General features: G+C 58.2%; 16 protein-coding genes and 1 pseudogene. 13 read left to right on the forward strand and 4 right to left on the reverse strand.

Going from position 1 to position 22,113, the window contains the following annotated elements:
• The first annotated feature begins 1 nt into the window (after position 1).
• The 6 genes and pseudogenes from QCE49_RS24245 to QCE49_RS24265 all read left to right on the forward strand — a co-directional run bounded on the left by QCE49_RS24245 (position 2) and on the right by QCE49_RS24265 (position 10,337).
• Complete coding sequence (locus tag QCE49_RS24245) at positions 2-1,633, forward strand: ATP-binding protein (RefSeq protein ID WP_250458159.1); 1,632 nt, start codon at positions 2-4, stop codon at positions 1,631-1,633.
• A 165-nt stretch (positions 1,634-1,798) separates the two neighbouring features.
• Positions 1,799-2,263, forward strand: a pseudogene (locus QCE49_RS34610) (TniQ family protein); the annotation flags it as partial.
• Positions 2,264-2,308: 45 nt separating this feature from the next.
• Positions 2,309-3,637 carry a TnsD family Tn7-like transposition protein gene (locus tag QCE49_RS24250; RefSeq protein WP_250458160.1) on the forward strand — a complete coding sequence of 443 codons (1,329 nt, stop codon included), beginning with the start codon at positions 2,309-2,311 and terminating at the stop codon, positions 3,635-3,637.
• Positions 3,597-5,651, forward strand: coding sequence for a TnsD family Tn7-like transposition protein (locus tag QCE49_RS24255; RefSeq protein WP_250458161.1), 2,055 nt, complete (start codon positions 3,597-3,599; stop codon positions 5,649-5,651). The genes QCE49_RS24250 and QCE49_RS24255 overlap by 41 nt, the downstream gene beginning before the upstream one ends.
• A 591-nt stretch (positions 5,652-6,242) precedes the next feature.
• Positions 6,243-7,964: a DUF4236 domain-containing protein gene (locus QCE49_RS24260; RefSeq protein WP_250458162.1), complete on the forward strand. Its 1,722-nt coding sequence runs from the start codon at positions 6,243-6,245 to the stop codon at positions 7,962-7,964.
• Between the two features lie 120 nt (positions 7,965-8,084).
• Complete coding sequence (locus QCE49_RS24265) at positions 8,085-10,337, forward strand: P-loop NTPase fold protein (protein WP_250458163.1); 2,253 nt, start codon at positions 8,085-8,087, stop codon at positions 10,335-10,337.
• 65 nt (positions 10,338-10,402) lie between these two features.
• On the opposite strand, the gene QCE49_RS24270 is transcribed toward QCE49_RS24265, so the two are convergent.
• The 4 genes from QCE49_RS24270 to QCE49_RS24285 form a co-directional block, all read right to left on the reverse strand.
• Positions 10,403-12,511: a hypothetical protein gene (locus QCE49_RS24270; RefSeq protein WP_250458164.1), complete on the reverse strand. Its 2,109-nt coding sequence runs from the start codon at positions 12,509-12,511 to the stop codon at positions 10,403-10,405.
• Positions 12,512-13,038: 527 nt separating this feature from the next.
• Positions 13,039-14,787, reverse strand: a complete 1,749-nt coding sequence (locus QCE49_RS24275; protein WP_250458165.1) for an ATP-binding protein — start codon at positions 14,785-14,787, stop codon at positions 13,039-13,041.
• Positions 14,788-14,794: 7 nt separating this feature from the next.
• Complete coding sequence (locus QCE49_RS24280) at positions 14,795-15,820, reverse strand: SIR2 family protein (RefSeq protein ID WP_250458166.1); 1,026 nt, start codon at positions 15,818-15,820, stop codon at positions 14,795-14,797.
• A 149-nt stretch (positions 15,821-15,969) separates the two neighbouring features.
• The gene (locus QCE49_RS24285; RefSeq protein ID WP_250458167.1) at positions 15,970-16,614 is read right to left on the reverse strand and encodes a hypothetical protein; all 645 of its coding nucleotides are present in this window, start codon (positions 16,612-16,614) and stop codon (positions 15,970-15,972) included.
• A gap of 72 nt (positions 16,615-16,686) precedes the next feature.
• On the opposite strand from QCE49_RS24285, the gene napE reads away from it, so the two are divergent.
• From napE to ccmB, 7 genes are read left to right on the forward strand one after another with little or no spacing between them, the layout of a single operon-like run.
• Positions 16,687-16,845: a periplasmic nitrate reductase, NapE protein gene (napE, locus tag QCE49_RS24290; RefSeq protein ID WP_008349047.1), complete on the forward strand. Its 159-nt coding sequence runs from the start codon at positions 16,687-16,689 to the stop codon at positions 16,843-16,845.
• A gap of 25 nt (positions 16,846-16,870) precedes the next feature.
• Positions 16,871-17,218, forward strand: coding sequence for a chaperone NapD (locus QCE49_RS24295; protein WP_008349049.1), 348 nt, complete (start codon positions 16,871-16,873; stop codon positions 17,216-17,218).
• Positions 17,190-19,673, forward strand: coding sequence for a periplasmic nitrate reductase subunit alpha (gene napA, locus QCE49_RS24300; RefSeq protein WP_250458168.1), 2,484 nt, complete (start codon positions 17,190-17,192; stop codon positions 19,671-19,673). The genes QCE49_RS24295 and napA overlap by 29 nt, the downstream gene beginning before the upstream one ends.
• A gap of 18 nt (positions 19,674-19,691) precedes the next feature.
• Complete coding sequence (locus tag QCE49_RS24305) at positions 19,692-20,174, forward strand: nitrate reductase cytochrome c-type subunit (protein WP_008349053.1); 483 nt, start codon at positions 19,692-19,694, stop codon at positions 20,172-20,174.
• A gap of 20 nt (positions 20,175-20,194) precedes the next feature.
• Positions 20,195-20,800, forward strand: a complete 606-nt coding sequence (locus QCE49_RS24310; RefSeq protein ID WP_008349056.1) for a NapC/NirT family cytochrome c — start codon at positions 20,195-20,197, stop codon at positions 20,798-20,800.
• A 24-nt stretch (positions 20,801-20,824) separates the two neighbouring features.
• Entirely contained in the window at positions 20,825-21,448 is a 624-nt protein-coding gene (gene ccmA / locus QCE49_RS24315; RefSeq protein WP_008349058.1) for a cytochrome c biogenesis heme-transporting ATPase CcmA, read from the forward strand.
• Entirely contained in the window at positions 21,445-22,113 is a 669-nt protein-coding gene (gene ccmB / locus QCE49_RS24320) for a heme exporter protein CcmB (protein WP_008349060.1), read from the forward strand. Before ccmA ends, ccmB begins: the two co-directional genes overlap by 4 nt.

Here is a 22,113-nt window from a genome sequence, read left to right on the forward strand (position 1 = left end):
CATGGACTTCCATCCAAATCTCGACGCCGAAGAGCAAGCTCAGGAACACGCTTCGACGTCTGACCTGAAGTTCGTCGACGCCATTTACGTGCCCCGCGATGAGGATCTTGGAGTCGACAATCCGCTGATTCGATCTCTTCCCATCTACATCAACTCCGAATCAGTTCTGGAGGCATTCTCAAACGCACCACAGTTCTGTCTAACCGACCGGCAACTGCCAGCTAGCTCTCGGATTCAGAGAGTCGCCTCACTCGGAACCTACTTCGATTCGCTGACATGCCATCCCACTCTTATCGACTCAATCTTTCGGCTAATCATCGAGGGGTATATGTGGCGCAATCCCTGGGACCACTCGCAGGAGGTCGTCCGGTCGCGCTATGCCTCGTCGATGGGTAAGAAGACGATGACCCCTGTGCTCCCGTTCCGACCGGCGCACTCGGCCGTCATGGCGCTGACCGGCGTATCCGGGGTTGGGAAATCGACGTCCGTATATCGCACCCTTTCTTTCGTGCCGCCCGTGATTCGTCATGAAAGGCTCGCGGGCAGCAACCTTCAGGTCGTGTGGCTCAAAGTAGATTGTCCGCCGGACGGAAGCATCAAGCAACTTTTTCGGTGGATTTTGATTGAATACGACCGCCTGCTCGGCACCCACTATGAGCAAGAAGTTGGCAAGGCGGCTCGACTGGACCAGCTGATGAACAAGGCCGCTGCTGTCGCACGATACCATCACACCGGTCTGATCGTTGTAGATGAAATCCAGTTTGCGGCTAGGGGAGCGGCAAGGCGAGGTGATCCCTTCATGGATTTCTTCGTAACGTTCACCAATATTGCGCAGATCCCGATGTTGGTCACCGGTACACCACAGGCTCGAGCCTTGATGGAGAAGTCCTTCCGCCTGGCACGCCGAGCTTGTGATCGCGGGTCGATGACCTTCACCAATATGGCATTCGACGACGAATGGCATTTCTTCCTTCGCGGGCTCTTCAAGTTCCAGTGGACATCCAAAGTGCAGCGCTTCAACAGCGACTTCAGCGAGGAGTTCTACGATCTGACGCAGGGCATACATGCTCTCGTCATGCGCCTTTTCCAGTTCACGCAGATTGTCGCTATCCAAGATCAGAGCGAGAAGATTTCTAAGCCCCTCCTGCGCTATGTCTCTAAAGAATGGCTCGGTCCCGTCCAACCGATGCTTTCCGCGTTGAAAAGCAAGAAGAAGAATCGGATCGAAATTTATAACGATCTCCTTGTGGACACGCTAGCCGGGCTTGAAGACGCTGTGAACAAGGAAGCGGAAGATGCGAAGATCGCCGAGGCGAGAGAGCAGCGTCAGCGAAATCAGGCGAAGCTGGCCTCAGTGTCCGATCTCGTGGCTATGGGTGTCCGTGAGGCCAAGGCCCTGGTCGCAGTACTTGAGGTGTTAAAAGATGCGCCTACCCTGACCGGAACGGAGCTTACTCAGGCGGCGTGCGAAAAAGCTGGCGTGACCTTCGACGCTAGTCTCGGCTCAACTCAAGATGAACTACCGTCTCTCCAAGACATCGTCGGAGACACGAAGGATGCCGACGAAGCGGTGGAGAAATTACGACTGGCTGGCTACGTTATCGGGACCCGAGCGCACGCTGAGACCGTGTGAAGCCAGGATTTTGTCTGTCGTCGAACCGGGCGCGTGGGAGAAGGGCTACCCACCGCTCCTTTCGCGACAATGGTGCAAAGGCTTCGTCGGTCATGCTCGTTGGACGTTAGCGCATCGATCGAAGGCAACGCGTGCCTTCTATAACCATGGTGCGGGAGGTGAACCGTGTCAATCGCCCTGCCTATACCCTACGACGAAGAACTGCTCTTCAGCGTCGTCGCACGCTATCTTGAATCGGCGAATGTTTCGGCTCCAACGTTTGTGATTGACACGTTGTTCGGGCGCCTTGCGCGTCCAAAGAAGGAGTTGATTTGCAGCTTGTCCGACTTTTCCCGTGAGACGTATGTCGCCTGGGGGCTTCGACCGCTTGATATCGCCCGACGACACACGGTGGTTCCGTACTACGCTAGCTACACCACGGCCGCGAGGCGCGCCGCCGCCTACGCCGGTATCTGTGGGCAAGCAGGGCCGTCACCCGCCGTCACTTTGCGCGTGAACCACACAAACGTCGCGCGCGTTGATCACCTCCGATGGTGTAAACGCTGTGCGATGTGCGACGTTCTCGAGGGACGACGTCCCTACTGGAGGCGAGCACACCAGTTGCCCGGTGTATTAACCTGTCCAGAGCATGGCACACCGTTGTGCGTCGCTGAAGCTGAAAGCAGCAGCGGACCAATGAAGTGGCGCCCCGTTCTCGACGAAGACACCATTAACTGGAGGGACAACGTACATGTTCGTGCCGCACAGATGACATCTATTGAAGCACTCGCAGCGCGCGACTCAGACCGCTTTTCTCCTGCTCTTGAGACGGACTGGTTGGCCGTCGCTCAGCAGAGAGGTTTCGTTAAATCCAGCGGCTATATTGACACAGGCGCTCTGATGACGAAAATGAACGACCTCTACGGAGGCGCCTATCTGGAAGCGACATCCTTGGATATGGTCGCAAAGCAGAGCGCGCCATGGGTCGTGCGGCTGTTGAAATGCTCGCACACGCTATTCCATCCGTTGCAGTACATCCTGATGGCGCATCTCCTTCGCCAGTGCGAGGGACCTAATCGAAGGGCAGAGGTCGCCCCGAGGCTTCGCACAAATCAGCCCATCGTCTGTCCGAATAGCTATGCGGCGCACGAACCCAAGCACGCTGTTGAAGAAGTCAGGGTTACCGAAACAGCTGACCGCCAGCAGGTTGGTCACGCTCGTTGTATCTGCGGCCTCCGATTTACCTTTTCGAGATGTGAAGCAGACGGCGAGACCCCATGCGATGTGCAGATAACGAAATACGGTCATGATTGGGCAAACGCGGTACGCGCAATGCATGGCCAAGGACACTCGTACCCAGCGATCGAACGCAGCATGGGTCTTCCGCCAAGGGCAGCGCTGCGAATGTCGAAGCGGCTAGGGGACCAGAAGCGATCGAAACCGACGCCTGCCCAATTGCTTCAGTGCCGGCGCGAGTGGAGACAAACGCTGCGCAAGGTGGCCCCAGGGGGTCATCTCCTCGCCGCTCAACGTAACAAGCTTCTCTACAACCGCCTACGAGAATTCGATCGCGATTGGCTTACAAGGTCCGCGCAACGTCGAGGCCAGCCACGGCGAAAGGCTAGCGAAATGGAATGGAAGCGCCGAGACCGCGAGTGGCGCACTCGGCTGGAGACAGCTGCTGCAAAGCTCCGGGGATTGGACTCACCGGCGGTACGTGTGAGCAAGGCCGCGATGGCCGCTGAGGCCGGCGTATGGGTGCTGGGCGCAAGCGTCCGAAACAAGCTCCCGTTGTGCCATGCCGCCTTACGGGATCTCGCGGAGTCAGCGGAGCAATTTCAGATACGCCGGCTCGAAGTCGCGCGGATGAGACTCTCCGCATGCAGCCAAGAAGTTACTCGTTGGAAGCTTCTCAAGCTTGCATGTATTTCCAGAGTATTGAACCCGATCGTCGAAGCGGCGCTGACGGAGCTCGAAATCAAGAATGTCACGCGTCACTCTCCTGCCCGCGCACCAGTGGATTAGCGGGCGAGCGTTTCCGCAACACGCCCGTCAGACGGGCGTATCCGAAAAACGCCGCTTCACTTTGAGGAAAAGTATCGTGACTGTCGCTCTACCACTCCCCCATGAGGATGAACTCTTGTTTAGCGTCATCGCTCGGTATCTCGTATCCGTCCGACTCCTCAACAGCCCTTCTGGCTTCGAGGCGTTGATGCAGGCGATATTCAAACGGGAAACTGCGCCAAAGGCTGACTTACTTTACAACTTATCGCAGGTAGCCGCGCAGACGGGCATAGCGTGGAGAATGTCGGCAACGCAAATTGCCGAGCGTCACACTCTGCTGCCCTATTTCGCAAGTTATCTTCCACGTGAAAGAAGGCAAGCGGTGCTCAATGCGGCGGTCGGGACAGGGAATCCCACCTCATATGCCCTTCTTGGTCACAGCACCGCTGCCGTGAAACGTGTTCCCAAGCTCAGATTCTGCCCTAAGTGCATCACTGAAGATCGCCAACGAGTTGGTGAAGGCTATTGGCGACGGACCCATCAACTCCCGGGAGTCTTCGCGTGCATCAAACACAATGTCCCGCTAAGAGTTTCCAACGTCAGCGTTGACTGTGATCGTCGCAAAGTCATTTGGACGACCGTCGAACATGCATTCGAGGAGCGAGATTCTCATATGCTGGACATCACTGAAACTTGGCTGAAAGACGATAGCCTCATGAAAGTGATGAAATCCTCGGTAAGCCTGCTTTACGAGCCGCCCAGCGAGTACGGCAAGACCTCCAGCGAAAACTATCTTGCTCGAGCCAAGCAGGCAGGCTTTAGCAATAAAGGGAGACGTCTGAATCAAGAGGCTCTAAATGCTTCGATAACGGAATCGTTCAATACCGAATACCTAGAAAGAGTTGGATTGAGCAAAACCGGCTGGCCTATCCGCATGCTTACGTGCAACGCCAAAAGACAGCTCTTTCAGCCCCTAGAGCACGTACTACTGGAGCACTTCTTCGACAAGCTGGAGTCATCGAACTCCAGCTTTAACCATCGATCAAAGCCACCACACGATGAGCACTTAGTTGTGTGTCCGAACCGCCTCGCGGCTCATCCACGCAATCATCGAATGGACAAAGTCTCTATAAAGTATAACTCAGACGGCTCGTTCGTCGGCACAGGGCGATGCGCTTGTGGGATCAGCATCCGCTTTTCGCGATTCAAGCGCAATACTCACGAGCCAGAGATTGACCGCTTTTTCGATTGCGGCGAGAGTTTGCGGAACACTGTTCTTAAGATGCGTGATGATGGAGCATCGATCGAAAGGATTTCGAACCGCTTGGACGTCCCTAAAACGAAAATTGAAAACATAATCTACGATGATACAGCATGTGCAAAACGTTTGAGATCGCATGCGGGGGTAAGCTCACGTTACATCCAAAGCTTGCGACAGGAATGGAAGGATATTCTAAGTTCAGTAGACGGCAAGAGGGTCTCGCTGGCAAAGCAGCGTAGCCCACAAATTTATGAAATACTAAAAGCTCGCGATGCCCGATGGCTCCAAAAGCTGAGGAAGCAGCGGGCATTGGTCCGCATTACCGACCAATGGCGGACGCGCGACAAACGATCAGTTTTGTCACTGACAGCAGCCAAGGAGCAAATCCTCGCTGCCGTCCCTCCGGTAAGGGCCAGCCGATCCGAGATTGCTCGGAAAGCTGCGGTATCTTGGGCTCAATTGAACGGGGGACGAATGCCTCTCGCAGCGGCTACCCTCAAACAACTCGAGGAGCCAGTGGAGGAATTTCGGATACGTCGCATTCATTTCACGTCAGACAACATGATTCGCAAAGGCGTGCGGCTCAGCCGCTCGAGGGTTCTACGTTCGGCGACGTTACTCGAGAGACATGTCACGCCCGCAATAGAACATGTGATCAGTGAAATCCTCCAGCAATTTCTTGATGAGTCGATGAAAGCGGACGACCAAGTCCAAGAAGATCCGAATACATCGTTGCAACGACCACGAGGTGCGGAGATAGGCCAGACACCTTGACGCCGGTAGACCCCGGTCTCGCAACGCTGAAGCCAGGGTACCAAGCAACCTCAGCCCTGGCGGCTGCAGGCGCGCAAGGGCGGAGGGACGCAAGTCAACGCATTAGCGTGCGCCTCGAATTGACGTCTGTCGTTGAAGGGCGGAAGACTCGCTTCATCTCTGATTGCGACGATGACCCGCTCCATCACGCAAGCCGGATGGACGGCAGCTTCGCGACGCCGGCACTCCCTTCGCTTGACCTGCCGTCCGATGAAGCAACACTGCGTCGATCTGATGTCGACAGGTGGCGAGCACACGAAGGCTTCTCAAGGCACACAAGCATCGTGACCGACACACGTAGTGCGTTCCCCGGAGTACGGAATCGAGTCCCTCTCGATTCTGGACGCCCTGACCGATCCTCCCAAAGCTCAATCGTCTCCGATTGAGGCTGTCGCTAGCGAGGAGCCAACGATTCGTAGTCGCGTCAATACAACGAAACGCGCGTTTTCCAGTACTATCACATGCGCAAAGAACAAAAAATAGGCCAAATTTCCCCACGACGGCGCGATCTCGGACGCGCGGCGTCACGGGAACTCGAGGAGAAGAAAAATAATGGGCTGGGGCTTTCGGAAGAGCATCAAGGTTGCACCGGGAATCCGCATCAATCTCAGCAAGAGCGGAGTCAGCACCTCAATTGGCGGAAGGGGATTCACGTACAACACGCGCGGCCGCGTAACGACGAGCATTCCCGGCACTGGAATACGGTTCACACATAACCTGAGAGGCGCGCGGACGTCGCGCCCTGTCAGCTCAGTCCTAACGGCAAGCCGAAGCCTTGATGCGGACGGCTCGGCGCGCCTATCAAAGCGCGAGCAGGCGACGCAAGAGTTCGTGGTCAAGGTCCAGGAGCGCACCGCAAGCGCGCTGGTCGACTACTTTTTTTCTCACGGCGTTTATGTGCGCGCCGAGGACCTGAGCGATGCCGTGACCCTGGAAACGCATCAGGACTTCCTGCAATCGCTCTCACGGGAGTTTGAGGCCACCACAGACGCTATCCGGCTAGCCGTTGACATCGGCTCGATCTCCCTTGCCGAGAAAGAGAAAGCGATGCGCGCGGTCTATGCGATAGAAAAGCAGTGCTCTGAGCATCAGGGCTCAAGAGCGGAACTGAGCCAGGCGTCGTCTGTCCTGCTTACCGCGATACGCAGCTATCCTTCGGCGCCTGCCCTGATAAGCCCGCTCATCATCGGATTGGTGGGTGCTTTCATAACCTACGCGGTCAGTATCGGGGCTGGCCTAGGGTTGACCGCCCTCGCCCTACTGTACGGTTACGTCAACGCATCAAAATACCTTCGCCAGCGCAACGCGACATTGACCAACGTCGAAGCCGCGGCCCAATACTTCGACTCATTGCTCACCGCCGAAGTCACACCCCGCCCCTCGCTTCTAGTCGGCCGCGACATTGTCCGCCCAAAGGCGGTCGGTTTTGCCGCGGTAACGCTGGTTGCGACGTTGTGCGCTATCGTAACGCACTTCTCGCATCCAATTCGGACCGTCGCCGATACCGTCGAGTCGGACGCTCCCAGCCCTGCCGATACCGCCCCTACGCCTTCTCCGTTACCTCTCGCGGGAATGCCGACCACCGGCCTTTTGTGGATGGCCGGCAAGTATCCGTACGATGTCGTGAACGACCGGCGGTTCAGGGCGGCCTTCCAGGGAGTCTCTCGGGCCGATTGGAAAAAAATCGCCGACCGGCTGACCGTGGTCAATGAAGCCGGAATCCAGTCAAAAGACGGCTACCTAGTGGGTGAAGGCTGCAAGGCTCACGAATGCAATTCCGAGAAGGCAGCGTTCGCTATCAATGAGAGCACTGGCAAAGGCGTGCTCATAGTGATGGAGACGCCGGGAAGCTCCCCCATCTTCACAACGTACCGCTGGAAGCAGCTGACCATCGGCCAAACTCCGCTGGCAGCCTGGAAGCAACAGCAACTCGCCGATTCGGTCAGTGTGTCATCGACGTCCTCGCCAGGCTCCCCCACCGCTCCAGCAACCCCGACCTTCGCAGCAAGCTTCGACTGCTCCAAAGCGCGCTCGGATGCTGAGCATCTGATCTGCAGTGACGCAGAGCTTGCCGCCGCCGACGTCGATTTGGTTGCGATCTACGCGAGGGCGAAAGCAGCCGCTATGGACCAGACGGCTTTCCGCGAACGCACGCGCGCAGAGTGGAACTACCGTGAGCAGACCTGCCACGACCGTGAGTGCGTAACTCGTTGGTACGCTGACCAGAAGGTAGCGCTCAACGAGATTGCGGCGACGGGAAATGTCGGCCCGTGACAGCTCTGTCCCGTCGGTCGCCGAAGTTTGTATCCGCGAGCGTAAGTGGTTTAACGCCAGCGATGAGTTCGACAAGCGATCGCACCCCGAAGAAAAGCGTGACTCTCCACGATGAAAGGCATGAACAACGAAAATAGAAACGCTCAGGTGGACGAACCCACGCTGGAGAACTCCTTGGGAAGCGACGCGCCACAAATACATCCCTCCCTTGATGAGTTCGGCTACGCGCCCTTCGCTCGCGCGATTGCTCGGGCCGTCCGAACCACTCCGAGCCCGAAGGGCTTGGTCATGGCAGTCGACGGACCGTGGGGAGCCGGAAAGACAAGCTTACTCAACTTCGTCGCGCACTATCTGACTGAGGCTAACGCACCGCTTGCGGATGGGCTCGTCAGCGATACGCCGGTCATTGTCGCCTTCAATCCGTGGTGGTTCGCTGATGGCGAGCAGCTCGCAATGCAGTATCTAAGGCAACTTCGGGCGCGCTTTCCCTCGGAGAATGCGAAGCTCATGGCCGTCGCGGATACGATCGCAGAGTACGCCGACACCATCGGTTCGGCAGTCGAAAAAAGCATCGCCACGACGGGCTTCGCGATTCCTCTGCTGGGTCCGGTTATTTCATGGCTTCTCAAAAAACTCCGCGGTACCGAGAAAGACGTGCCCACGTTGAAGGCCGAGGTTTCTGAGGCGCTGAGTGAATCACATGTTCGCTTCGTCGTTTTCGTCGACGACATCGACAGACTCGCGCCTGACGAGGTCCGTGAAGTATTCACGGTTATCAAAGCGGTCGCGGACTTTCCGAACGTCGTATACCTCTTGGCGTTCGATCGGAAACTGGTCTCCGGCTCGTTGCAAGCCTCCCTTGGAATAGACAACGGCGATGCTTATCTTGAAAAGATCGTGCAAGCGCAGTTCGTCTTGCCTGCAGTTTCACATGAGCTTCTCATTCAGAAGCTGTTACGAGACCTCGATCGCCTCATCGGTACACCGGGGGACGATGAGTTTCCCGTGGATCCCGCGCATTGGGCCAACGTGCTTCATGACGGGCTGGCGTCGCTCGTTCAAACCCCTCGGGACGTCGTGCGTGTAGTCAACGCGCTTATGGTCACCTTCCCTTCAGTTCGCGGTGAAGTGAATCCGGTTGATTTTATAGCAATCGAGTTTTTGCGTGTCTTCGTTCCCGCGGCATATGCAGTCATACGTGACAACAAAGAGAAGTTCACCGGAGCATCGGATCGCGGAAATCGCGATGAAATGGAGCGATTTCACGATGGCTGGCTTGAGTCAGTGGCAATCAAAGACCGCGGTTCAGTCAAATCGCTAGTCAAGCGCCTGTTTCCCCGCCTTCAATTCGTGTGGGACAATGTTTCATACGGTGAGAATTCACTTCGCAGATGGAGCGCAAAAGGCTTAGTGTGTGCCCCCGAGAAATTCGACCGATACTTCCAGTTCAGCGTCGCGCCTGACACCCTCAGCGAGCGGCAAATTCGTGCCTTCGTAAATCTCGGCGACAACGTAGATGCGCTCGCGAACGCATGGCTCGAGGCTTTCAAAGTTCGCCGCGCCGCCGGCACATGCAAGGCCAGTGACCTAATCAACGCCTTGGTTGATTTCGACGACCTTCCTGAGCCGTTCGCTCTCGCGTGCACTGAGGCTTTCTTTCGAGTCGGGGATACATTTATAGCCGACCCGCGGAACTCGCTACCCGGATTTTTCAGCGTTCACGCTGACATTCAAGCCTTCTGGTTGATCAACCATCTCGCCGCCAGAATCCCGGACGAGTTGCGAGAAACTACATTCATCCGTCTCGCTCGCGATGGTGACGCGTTGGGAGTCGCCCTACGCCTCACGTACAGCATCACCGGGCTCACGCGGCCAGATGCGACCCAGCGGGACTCCATCTTTCAGACGTTCGCGCCTGAGGCCGTGCAGCAAATGAAGGATGCGGTGATCGCGCGCGTGCGTCACGCCGCAGAGAACAATACGCTCACCGCCCTACCGGATGTGTACCTCGCATTACTCGCTTGGAGCAATTGGGTTGATGTCGCTGCGGTTCAAAATTGGCTCGAAGGCGCTCTGCAAAACGACGACACGCTGCTTAAGTTGTTGGTCGAGGCACGCCAGATTGGAACCTCTCATACGCTCGGGGAGCACACGTCGCGTCGCATTGTTTCCATAAATCCCAAGACTATTGGGCAGTACCTGCCGCCGACTATCAGCCTCGAGGACCTATCCCGCCGCGTTCAGGAGGTTAGCGCTCGCCGAACTCTCAGCGATGGCGAGACTGAGGCAGTTCGCGAATTTGCACGAGGCATGGAGGAGCTCCTGAAAGCCGCGTCATCTCCTGATGATGCAACAGCGCCGGAAAACCCATAGGGCCAATCGAGTCGCTCACGCAATTGCACTTGCGGAGTGCGCACTGCGATGCGGTCGTGTGGTAATCACTTCTTCACTGAATTCTCGTTTGAGTCCGCGGTCTTTTCCACACCTGACGGTCTACACGATTGGACGAATTGCTCGCCGCCTGCATGGCGGTCGAAGACGAGTCCTCGTTTCGGATCGACATGAAAGAGCAACTGGAGGGACATGCCTGTGAAGCCGTTGAACACGACCGTCAGCGCGACCGCTTGCTCGCCCGATGCCGACGCGCGCCTCGACGCAATTACTTGGCTCATTCTCCATCGATGGCTCATATCGAGGATGGCAGCATTCCAAGCCGCGCTGTTCGGTGCAAGCGCTTTTCCTGATGTTGAGGGTAGCGACCTGTTGGCTCTATCTCGGATGGTGGACGCATACGGGCTGTTGAGTTGAGCAGCGAGATCAATATCGCACGTGACCCCGTGGTCGGGAACGGCCTGGAGACCGGACGAAGAATCCAAACGGAGCCGCGTGAGAAGTACGTCGAACCGAAGCATTGGGTCAGCGACGTCGTCGGGCGTAGCACACATATCCAGGCCGCGTTGACGTGCGTTCGTGAATCGCGGGAGGAATATCTGGGCCTCGTCCATCTGCGGGAAACGCGCGATGATCGGTGGTATTTCCATGTAGCAGTCACGTGCTTCCGGCATCAAATCCACGAACTTCCCCTCGCTGGGAAGTCCATTCGGACCCAGCAGCCATGTCCTAAGTCGCGGATTCACGTCGCGCCGCTCGCTTTCTTCCTCTCGCCAATCCACCCCGATGAGCGCACTTGTCCCATCACCACGCACACGTACCAGACTCAAGGGTTCGTTCTTTTCCGTGGCATCCAGCATGAAGCGCTGGGTGGCGCCGTCGGGCCCGTCGCCGAGTCCTTGTCTCGTCACGAGGACTTGCTTCGCAAATTCCTTTGCGGAGTTATCGGTCAGATAGTGCCCGCCCGGGTCCACACCCACGCCACGGGCAAGCACCAACACATGCGTCGCATTTCCCTGCGCATCCTTTTCGACGAGCAGGTCATGTACGAGGAAGCGGTACGCGTTGTGGACATTCTGTGTATCCAAGCCGTGAGTACGGTATGCCAGAGGGGGATCGAGGCGATGCTCCAACAGCTTAGGGCCCGTGCCGTTACCAAGCGACCCTCTGTGGGTGAATGAGAGAATCTCTGCTTCGTCGCCTTTTTGCGTAAACTTTGAGACCGAGACATCGCAATCAGTCACCCCGTTAGCGCCTTTACACTGCATCACATCGCGGCGGGATTCGAACTTCAGCGCCGCGTCCTTTTCACCGGTGCTCGAATGGAACATCTCGACTTCCAAGCTCGTGTCCGTGAATCCTGCTCGTGCGAGCGACGACAGCGGCGCATCCGAACGGCCATGCAATACTTGGGGAGGCGTTGCCATTCGTGCATTCGGAAAGGCAACCGGATCCGATATAAGGGGGATCAGCGTGCCTGTCGGCGGGTCTGTCTCTTTCTCACCGACCATCGTTACCGAGTTGCGCTTGAACAGAAAAGCGCGTATTCCGAGATCGCGAGGATCCGCAGTGACCGTGCTCTGTGGCATTGCGCGCGCAATCAGGTAGTTATCCGCGTGCTCGGGCATCGGATCGTATTCAAAGTATGTCGACCTACCGGGGCCCTTGTAAGATCCGGCCCCCCCGAGCGCCACGCCAAGAAGCACCTTCTTCGCTTCTGTCTCGCAGTAGCTATATGGATCAGTCCCCGCTTCCAACTCCCCTTTGGAATCACTGCCGCCCTCGCGTTGAATCTGCCGGCATAACCGAAAAGCCGACTCTTGCAACGCGAGGTCGCAGTCATTTTGGGTATATCCGTAGGTCGCGAAGCCGTGCCGATAGCAGAAGTCATGATTTACGCATGCCTGCCGAAACCGCAAACGGATGTCCGACACGCCATCCGGGCGCTTGAACGCGACGTCGCCTAACGAAGGAATTGAGCAATCAATCCCTCTTCCCTCTCCACCGATGATCGCCTCCGTTTCCAACGAGGAAGGGTAAGCGACGAACGTAGAAGGCGCTTCCGACTCGAACGGTCGCTCAAGGTTGGAATACACCTTGTTTGAGATCTTATCGGTGATCCATGTGCAGCTCGATAACGTTGACCAGGCGAACACGAGAAGTAGGACCCGCGTCCCTGAGGCGAAGCACGTAGGAACCACACCGGGACGAGAGAACCGGATTCGATCCATGATTCACCGCTTATTTGAGGATGACCGTTCGCCGCCCGAGCAGCGGCCGTGTATCTGAATTTAGGTGAACGCTCCAACAACTTCCAGTGTTTGGCGGATAGAATCGCGTTTTGGCGGCCGCGTTCTATGTGAAGAACAGTACCGGTGCTTTCGCCGATCGTTAGCTTCGGGAGACAGAAGCACAACGCTCTCTGTGCGCGAATCACATGCTTGGCGGGCAGCATGGATCAGCAAACGGGCGAGGAGCAGTGATTCGGCGCCAAGCCAGCGACAGCGCGGTTCGAGGATCGCCTGGAAAAACCGAGGGACGCTGTAGTCTGGGCCGACTTTCTAGTCGAAGAAAGCGCCTTTCACGGGCTTTCTTCATTGCGCTCCGCGCACTCCGGGACTGCCGCAAGCGATGCTTGTTCAGCGTGCGAGTCAATGGCCCTTGCGGCTTGGGAGCGGCGCGTTTAAGATTTTTGAAGGCTCTGCTTCCGCCAACCGTCCACCGCGCTGGCTAGCCCGCCGACTTGCGCATCTTTGGCCCAGCATTCCCAGAACTCAACTGTCCCGCTGTTTGGGCGTTGCTGCGGCTCGGTGATTCTAATCCGAGTCGGCAGAAGGCTTGCGTCCCCGACTACAAGTGCTTCGCCCGTGTCCAAAACAGGCAGCAGGTCACCAAACCCTCCAAGAGAATCCGGCAACAGGCGGCGTACCACGGCCTGGTCGTCGCCATTGGTCAGCCGCATCGCGACCAGGTTATTGCATTGACTGAGCACTGTCCGGTTGACTTCGGAGGGTCGCTGGCTGATCACTACCAGACCTACACCGTACTTTCTCCCCTCTTTCGCGATTCGCTCAAAAATCTCGACGGAGATATCAGCCGCGCCGCCCGCTTGGTGCCGCTCGGGAATGTATAGATGCGCCTCATCGCAGAAGATCGCAACGGGATGCCGGTTGTCTGGCAGTGTCCACTGCTGCACAGAAAAGGCCAGTTTCGCCACGAGACTCACGATGAGGGGCAAGATGTCCGACGGTACCTCTGAGAAGTCTATGATCTTGACGCCACCCTTTTTGTCCGCCTGGTCCTTACTGCCAGCAAGCAGCGCAACGACGAGCCTCTCCAGCCAGCCGAACTCCATCGTTTCCGCTGCGCCCTGAAATAAGAACCCAAGCCGTCGATCAGTCCGCTTGTTCTCCAGACGCTGAATCAACCTGCTTAGTTTTCCGTTGAAGTCGCCGGCCTTTTCGGTCCGGGCCCCGGGGACCATTTCGGTGTTGAGGGCGTTCAACTCGTCTACTACCGACTGTAGGCTGAACGGTATCGGACTGTCGATGGTGAAGTTGGCGAGGACTTCCCCATGGTCGCCTGCCGTCAGGTAACTGCGTTTTGCGTCGACCACTGCGCGCGACATCACCATGGTCTGGTTCGGCGCGTTGTTGTCGGAACGATCTACGAACATCGACGTCATGGCTTCGTACCCGAGCAACCAGTAGGGAAGGAAAATCACGCCGTCCTTCAACGTAGAGCCTGCGTCCAGATCAACCGGGCCAGCAATCTTGAAGTGCCTGATACCGTCGCCTTGGAGTGGCGAGTATTCTCCGTGGATGTCGAAGACGATAGCGTTCGCGTTCTTGAGCATAGCCAGTTGTTCAAGAACGCGCGCGGTTGTCCACGATTTCCCTGAACCGGTGCTTCCGACGATGACAGCGTGACGTTGGAAGAACTTGTTGCCGTTCAAAAAGGCTTCTGCCTTTTCGTCCAACGTGTAGTGGCCAAGAGACAACTTCTGGGAGTCCGAACCGATGTTCGCGACAACGCGCATGAAGTCGGTCAGTTGCGCCCCTTCCAATGCGAAACAGTTTGCGTCGATCTCCGGAACCGTTTCGAGCGTTCGGAGAAAGACATTCTGCTTCGCGCCGATCATGTCCGCGAGGGTACCGATGAGAGCTATGCGGACCACGTTGACTTCCGTGATCTCGTCTTCCTCATCGTCGTCTCCTTGCCCCGCACTGCCGCCATCGATCGCCGTGCGAGTGATCTTCTGGATGATGCCGATTAGATGTTGTCCCGGCCGGCTGCTCTGCAGCACGGCAAGACGATTGACCTGCAGCTTACGCAACCGCTCCACGTCCTCCACCGCGACCACTACTGTCGCGGTATCGACGGAGCGAACACGCCCAAAGGCTTCGTTATCGTTGTATCTCAAGATAGCCATTCGGCCCTCACATAACTAGGTTCAAAAAATTGTCCAGTTGCCAGTACTCGACGCCTTCCAAAACCACTCCATCAGGCGTGTCGTTGCAATACATGCGCGTGCCTTCGGAACACTGTTCCAGCGCCATGTATCTGGCGAATCTTCCCCGCTTGAAGAGATCCCTTGCCTTCTCCGTGATCGTCTGCGTCAAGAGAACGAGTGGTACGCCTTTCGTCTGGCACCGCTCAACGAGCAGCGGTTGGAGGTGCGAGTCATTGAAACCGAAGCCAACGCAAAGGAAGGCGTTAGCGGATCTGATGGCCTTGTCCGCATTAGCTTTGATCGAGAGGAACGGTTCTTCATGGGTGAGCCGGTACTTCTCAATTCCTGGGGTGATGATCACGGGTCGCAGTTTTGCCGGGCAGCTTCGACGCGGCGGCAGGCCAGTAACCACGCCATCCTCGTCGACAAACCAGCCGAAGGAACCATGCACCTTCCAAATCGAAACCGTGCGTCCCTCGACTTTTCCATGCTTTATACTGGGCGCTCTCTCTGTTCGTCTTCCGATGAAGCCATAGCTGAAACCAGTGTATGCCGCAAACCCCGCGGCCTCGGCTGCATATTCTCCGAGCCTATCGTAGTTTGGGGTGACGACATGGATTGTCGACACGGTACTGTCAAGCAAGTGGCGGAAAAGTCGAGACAGCGGTAATAGTTGTCGATTCGCGACTACTTGATCGAAGATCTCCAGATCGAATGGATTGAGGTAGTTCCATGTCGTTGTGACGACATGATTCGTCATTGCGCTGGAAAGTTGGACTTCGGTAAGGGCCGACTCGAGGTCAGTCACCTTAACCTTTTCGCAGAATGACTTCCAGCCATCGAGGTCTTGAGCTCCGGCATTTTCAGGTGGCGACGAAGCGACCAGATGGTCGCCCAAGCGCCCCATTCCCGGAATCTTATGGGCTGCGGACGCCCCGCTCCCGAGGACGATGAGCGGCAGTTCTTTAACACACTCTTGCGCAAGTGTCGTTACAAGCTTGTTGTAGTCCATCGAAGGTCAGCCGAAGGTTACGGTAGTTAACGAACCGACCGGGCAAGTTAACTCTGCGGCCGAGATCCTAACAAATTCCAAGGCCGTTGTTTCCTGTTCTGGTCGCTATCCAACAGCGGCATGTCAACTAACACTTTTGGCTGGAAGGATCAGTCAAGTTGGTCGACGATGAAGTTAAGCATGGCGGATCGTTCACGACGTCCAAAGCTTGCACGTCGTGGGACGCGCATCGCAGGCAACGAGTCAATCGACGAATAGCGTTCCCCACCGAGCGCGTTAACTTGTGCGTTCCGTATAGCGTAGATTCTTCGCAGTTGCTGCCCGCTCCGTCGCCAGGAGCCAAGAGCATGCTTGCTTTCCTCAACGAGGCGCAAAGGCAGACGTAGCAAGGCCGGCCAGGCTTTTTGTGCGTCGCCAGCTTCGTCGCTTTGAGCCCGGTACAGACTTTTCGCTCGCTGGGGAGCCGTCCACGGTCCAAAAAACAAGGACTTGGACGATGATTTGGTACGACCTCTTTTGCGCATCATCAGCTTGATCGGCATGATGCGTGGATGTCCGTAATCGAAGAAGTGACCGGATTCTAGAAAGCCGCGCATGAAGCGACATTCAGAACAAGATGAAAGCCATATCGCGCGCGTGAAAAGGAGCATTAACGTCATTGCGATTCGTTCGAGCGCGTGAAACGATGCACGGCGATTAATTCGAATTGCGCCACATTTGGCGCGATGGAAATTTATCGACAGTTGCAAAACCCGCCCTCGACGCCGTGCGATTTTCAACTTGAAAAGATGCATTTCTTAAACCAACAATGGATCCATTTTTCGCGCTGGCCACCCCACTTCGCCAACCGAGATCTGACGCGCCCCATGGATGAGAAAGACGAAATACGCAAATCCGAAGAGTTGCGCAGCTTTCTGTTTCTGACCGTCGTCATGGTTCCCGTGCTCACGGTCATGATCATCGCCACTTACGGATTCGCGGTCTGGTTCTATCAGATGCTGATCGGCGGACCGCCACATCATTAACGAGCGTCGCGACTATTTGAATTAAATGGAGCTCAAACCCGTCGATATCAACGATCGTTACGCCGACAAGACCGACGAGTCTTGCGAGTTTCACATAGCCGGCGTCGTTGTATTCGGCCGTATAGAAGCGCTGCAACGAATTACGCGCGCGCTCGCGGCTTTGCCTGGCGCGCAAGTTCACGGATCGAGCGCCGACGGCAAGATCGTTCTCACGCTCGAAAGCGATCGCTCCGCTTGCGTCGCCGAACAATTGCAGGCGGTGCAATCCATTCCCGATGTCATCAGCACCGCGCTCGTCTATCAGCATCACGAAGCCGCCGATCCGCTCACCGAGGACATCGACGATGAAACTGACTCGTCGCGCGTTCATTAAGCAGACGGCCGCCACCACGGCGGCCGCATCCGCGGGCATCACGCTGCCCGACATGCACGCCGTCGCGCAGAGCGACGACATCGCCTGGTCGAAAGCGCCCTGCCGCTTCTGCGGAACGGGATGCGGCGTGCTCGTCGGCGTGAAGGGCAATCAGGTCGTCGCGACACAGGCCGACCCGCAGGCGGAAGTCAACCGCGGACTCAACTGCGTGAAGGGCTACTTCCTCTCGAAGATCATGTACGGCCAGGACCGTCTGACGACGCCGCTCATGCGGATGAAAGACGGCAAATACGACAAGAACGGCGAATTCCTGCCCGTGTCGTGGGATGTCGCGTTCAACGTGATGGCCGAGCAGTTCAAGCGCGTGCTGAAGGAGAAAGGGCCGACGGCCGTCGGCATGTTCGGTTCGGGGCAATGGACCGTCTGGGAAGGCTACGCAGGCGTCAAGCTGATGAAGGCGGGATTTCGCAGCAACAATATCGATCCGAACGCGCGGCATTGCATGGCATCGGCCGTGACGGGCTTCATGCGGACCTTCGGCATGGACGAGCCGATGGGCTGCTACGACGACATCGAAGCCACCGACGCCTTCGTTCTGTGGGGCTCCAATATGGCCGAGATGCATCCGGTGCTGTGGTCGCGCGTGACGGCGCGGCGGCTTTCGAATCAGGACGTGCGCGTCGTCACGCTGTCGACGTTCGAGCATCGTTCGTTCGATCTCGCCGATCAAACCATCGTCTTCACGCCGCAATCCGATCTCGCGATCATGAATTACATCGCGAACTACATCATCAAGAACGGCAAGGTGAACCGCGATTTCGTCGACAAGCACACGAACTTCAAGAAGGGCAACGCGGACATCGGTTACGGGCTGCGGCCCGACCATCCGCTGCAAAAGGCGGCGAAGAACGCGGGCGATCCGAACGGCTCGCAGCCGATCACCTTCGACGAATTCGCGCAGTTCGTCTCGCGCTACGACGCTGCCTACGTGACGCAAATTTCCGGCGTGCCGAAGAACAAGCTCGACCAGCTCGCGCAGTTGTACGCGGACCCGAAGACGAAAGTCGTGTCCTTCTGGACGATGGGCTTCAATCAGCACACGCGCGGAACCTGGGCCAACAACATGGTCTACAACCTGCATCTGCTGACGGGAAAGATATCGACGCCGGGCAACAGCCCGTTCTCGCTGACGGGCCAGCCGTCCGCGTGCGGCACGGCGCGCGAAGTCGGCACGTTCTCGCATCGGCTGCCCGCCGATATGGTCGTGACCAACCCGAAGCATCGCGAGGAAGCGGAGCATATCTGGAAGCTGCCCGCGGGCACCATCCCCGACAAGCCGGGCTTTCATGCCGTGCTGCAAAACCGCATGCTCAAGGACGGCAAGATCAACGCTTATTGGGTGATGGTCAACAACAACATGCAGGCTGCCGCGAATATCAACAACGAAGCGCTGCCGGGGTATCGCAAGGATTCGAATTTCGTCGTCGTGTCGGATGTGTATCCGACGGTCACGGCCGTCGCCGCCGATCTGATCCTGCCATCCGCGATGTGGGTCGAGAAGGAAGGCGCCTACGGCAACGCGGAACGGCGCACGCAGTTCTGGCATCAGCTCGTACAGGCGCCAGGCGGCGCGCATTCGGATCTCTGGCAGATCGTGGAATTCTCCAAGCGCTTCAAGGTCGAGGAAGTCTGGCCCGCCGAACTGCTCGCGAAAAAGCCCGAATACAAGGGCAAGACGCTCTACGACATCCTGTATCGCAACGGCCAGGTCGACAAGTTTCCCGCTTCGCAAGTCGATCCGAAATATCGCAACAACGAGGCTGCGGCGTTCGGCTTCTATATCCAGAAAGGTTTGTTCGAGGAATACGCGAGCTTCGGACGCGGCCACGGCCACGATCTCGCGCCGTTCGACATGTATCACCAGGCGCGCGGCATCCGCTGGCCGGTCGTCGATGGCAAGGAAACACGCTGGCGTTACAAGGAAGGCTCCGATCCGTATGTGAAGGCCGGCGCCGACTGGCAGTTCTACGGCAATCCGGACGGCCGCGCGGTGATCTACGCGCTGCCTTACGAGCCGCCCGCCGAATCGCCGGACAAGGACTATCCGTTCTGGCTCGCGACGGGCCGCGTGCTGGAGCACTGGCATTCGGGATCGATGACGCGCCGCGTGCCCGAGCTGTATCGCGCGTTTCCGAACGCGGTGTGCTTCATGCATCCCGACGACGCGAAAGCGCTTGGCCTGCGACGCGGCGTCGAGGTGCGCGTGATATCGCGGCGCGGCGAGATGCGTACGCGCGTCGAGACGCGCGGCCGCGACAAGCCGCCGCGCGGGCTCGTCTTCGTGCCGTGGTTCGATTCGAGCCAGCTCATCAACAAGGTGACGCTCGACGCCACCGATCCGATCTCGTTTCAGACCGACTACAAGAAGTGCGCGGTCAAGATCGTGCGGGTCTAGGGTCCGGGAGCCGACGCCATGCGTACGTTGACAGCCATCGTCATTGCATCGCTTCTTGCGCTGGCCGTGCTCGCGATCGCGCAGCCCACGGTGCCCAGTCTGCCGTTCCACGATTCGCTGCGCGGCACGGCACCGCTCGATGAGGAACCGAAAGCCCCGCTCATCGCGCCGACCGAAAACAAGGACGTGATACGCGGACTCAACTACGCACAGCAGCCGCCGACGATCCCGCACAAGATCGACAACTATCAGCTCGACAAGAACGCCAACCGCTGTCTCGGGTGTCACGCGCGCAGCCGCGCCGAGGAAAGCGGCGCGGTGCCGGTGGCGGTGTCGCATTACATGGATCGCGAGGGCGGCGTGTCCGGGCATTTGTCGCCGCGACGCTACTTCTGCACGCAATGCCACGTCCCGCAGGCCGATACGAAACCGCTCGTCGGCAATACGTTCGTCGCCGTCGAAGACGTCAGGCAGCAGCCGGACAAAACCAAGAAGCGATAGACGATAAACAAGCGACCATCATGTGGGCACTGATCAAGCGCTACTGGATCACCATTCGCCGGCCGAGCCTCTATTACAGCCTCGGCTTTCTGACGCTGGGCGGCTTCGTCGCCGGCGTGGTGTTCTGGGGCGCCTTCAACACGGCGATGGAGCTGACCAACACCGAAGTCTTCTGCACCGGCTGTCACGAGATGCGCGACAACACCTACGCCGAACTGAAGAACACGATCCACTTCAGCAACCGCACGGGCGTGCACGCGAAGTGCTCGGACTGCCATGTTCCCCACAACTGGACCGACAAGATCGCCCGAAAGATGCAGGCGTCGAAGGAAGTGTGGGCGAAGATTTTCGGCGCGGTGAACACGCGCGAAAAGTTCCTCGACAAGCGGCTCGAACTGGCCGAGCACGAATGGGCGCGCTTCAAGGCGAACGACTCGCTCGAATGCCGCAATTGCCACTCGTTCCAGTACATGGACTTCACGCGGCAAAGCCCGCGCGCGCAGCAGGCGCATCAGCGCTTTCTGGAGACTGGCGAGAAGACGTGCATCGATTGCCACAAGGGCATCGCGCATGAACTGCCGAACATGGCGAAGGCGCAGGAAATCGACGACAGAAAGAAGCAGTAAACAACGCCAAGAGAGGAAACATTCATGCTCAGCGCCCGGCAACTCGACGTGATGCGCGGCAGCCGCACGATCGTCGCCGGCGTGAATCTGTGCGTCGATGGCGGCGCGGCGTTGCTCATCCACGGCGCGAACGGCAGCGGCAAGAGCTCGTTGATCGCCGCGCTCGCGGGTCTGTTGCCGCCCGCCGCGGGGAAGGTGTCGTGGCGCGGCGTGAACGTGCGCGACGATCCGGCGCGCTTCAGACGCGACCTCGCGTATCTCGGCCATGCCGACGGCTTCAACGGCGAACTGACGGTCGCGGAAAACCTGCGCTTCGCGGCGTTGCTCGGCGCGAACGCCTTGCACGCGAACGAGCGCGACGTGCTCGAGCGCGCCGGTTTGCAGCCGCTGATGCACGCGCGCCTGAACCGGCTGTCGGAAGGTCAGCGGCGGCGCGTGGCGCTCGCACGGCTCGTGCTCGCGGCCAAGCCGCTGTGGCTGCTCGACGAACCCACCGAAGCCGTCGATGACGCGGGCGCGCTCTGGTTCGCCGCATGCATCGACGATCATCTGCGCGAAGGCGGCGCGCTCGTCGCGACGACGCATCGCCCGCTTGCCGTCGATGCCGCGCGCGCACGTCATCTGCATCTCGAACGGAGCGCGGCATGATCGCGCTGACGCTTCGGGTGATCCGGCGCGAGCTGCTCTTGAACTGGCGCTCGCGCACCGTGACGCTTTCCGTGCTGCTTTTCTTCGTGCTGGCGTCGAGTCTGTTTCCGCTCGGCGTCGGTCCCGATCCGAAGCTGCTGCACGCAATCGCGCCGGGCGTGCTGTGGGTCACGGCGCTGTTCGCGGCGCTGCTTTCGGCTGGCCAGCTCTTCAGCAACGATTTCGCGAGTGGCGCGCTCGAACAGATGCTGCTTTCGCCGCAGCCGCTCGCGGGCATCGTGCTCGGCAAGATCGCCGCGCACTGGATCACGACCGGTCTCGCGCTCGTCGTGCTCGCGCCCGTCGTCGCGCTCGAATACGGGCTCGATGCGCGCACGATCCTCATGCTGATGGCGTCGCTCCTGATCGGCACGCCGCTGCTTTCGCTGATCGGTTCGATGGGCGCGGCGCTCACGCTCGGCGTGCGCGGCGGCAGCGTCGTGCTCGCATTGCTGATTCTGCCGCTCTACGTGCCGGTGCTCGTATTCGGCGTCGGCGCGGCCGATCCCGCCGCGAGCGCCGCATGGGCGAACGCGAATTTCTCGCTGCTCGCGGCGGCGTTGTGCATCGCGCTATGGCTGTGTCCGTTCGCGAGCGCGGCGGCCCTGCGCATATCGATGGAATAG

The sequence above is a fragment of the Caballeronia sp. LZ008 genome (genome assembly GCF_031451435.1).
GTDB lineage: Bacteria > Pseudomonadota > Gammaproteobacteria > Burkholderiales > Burkholderiaceae > Caballeronia > Caballeronia zhejiangensis.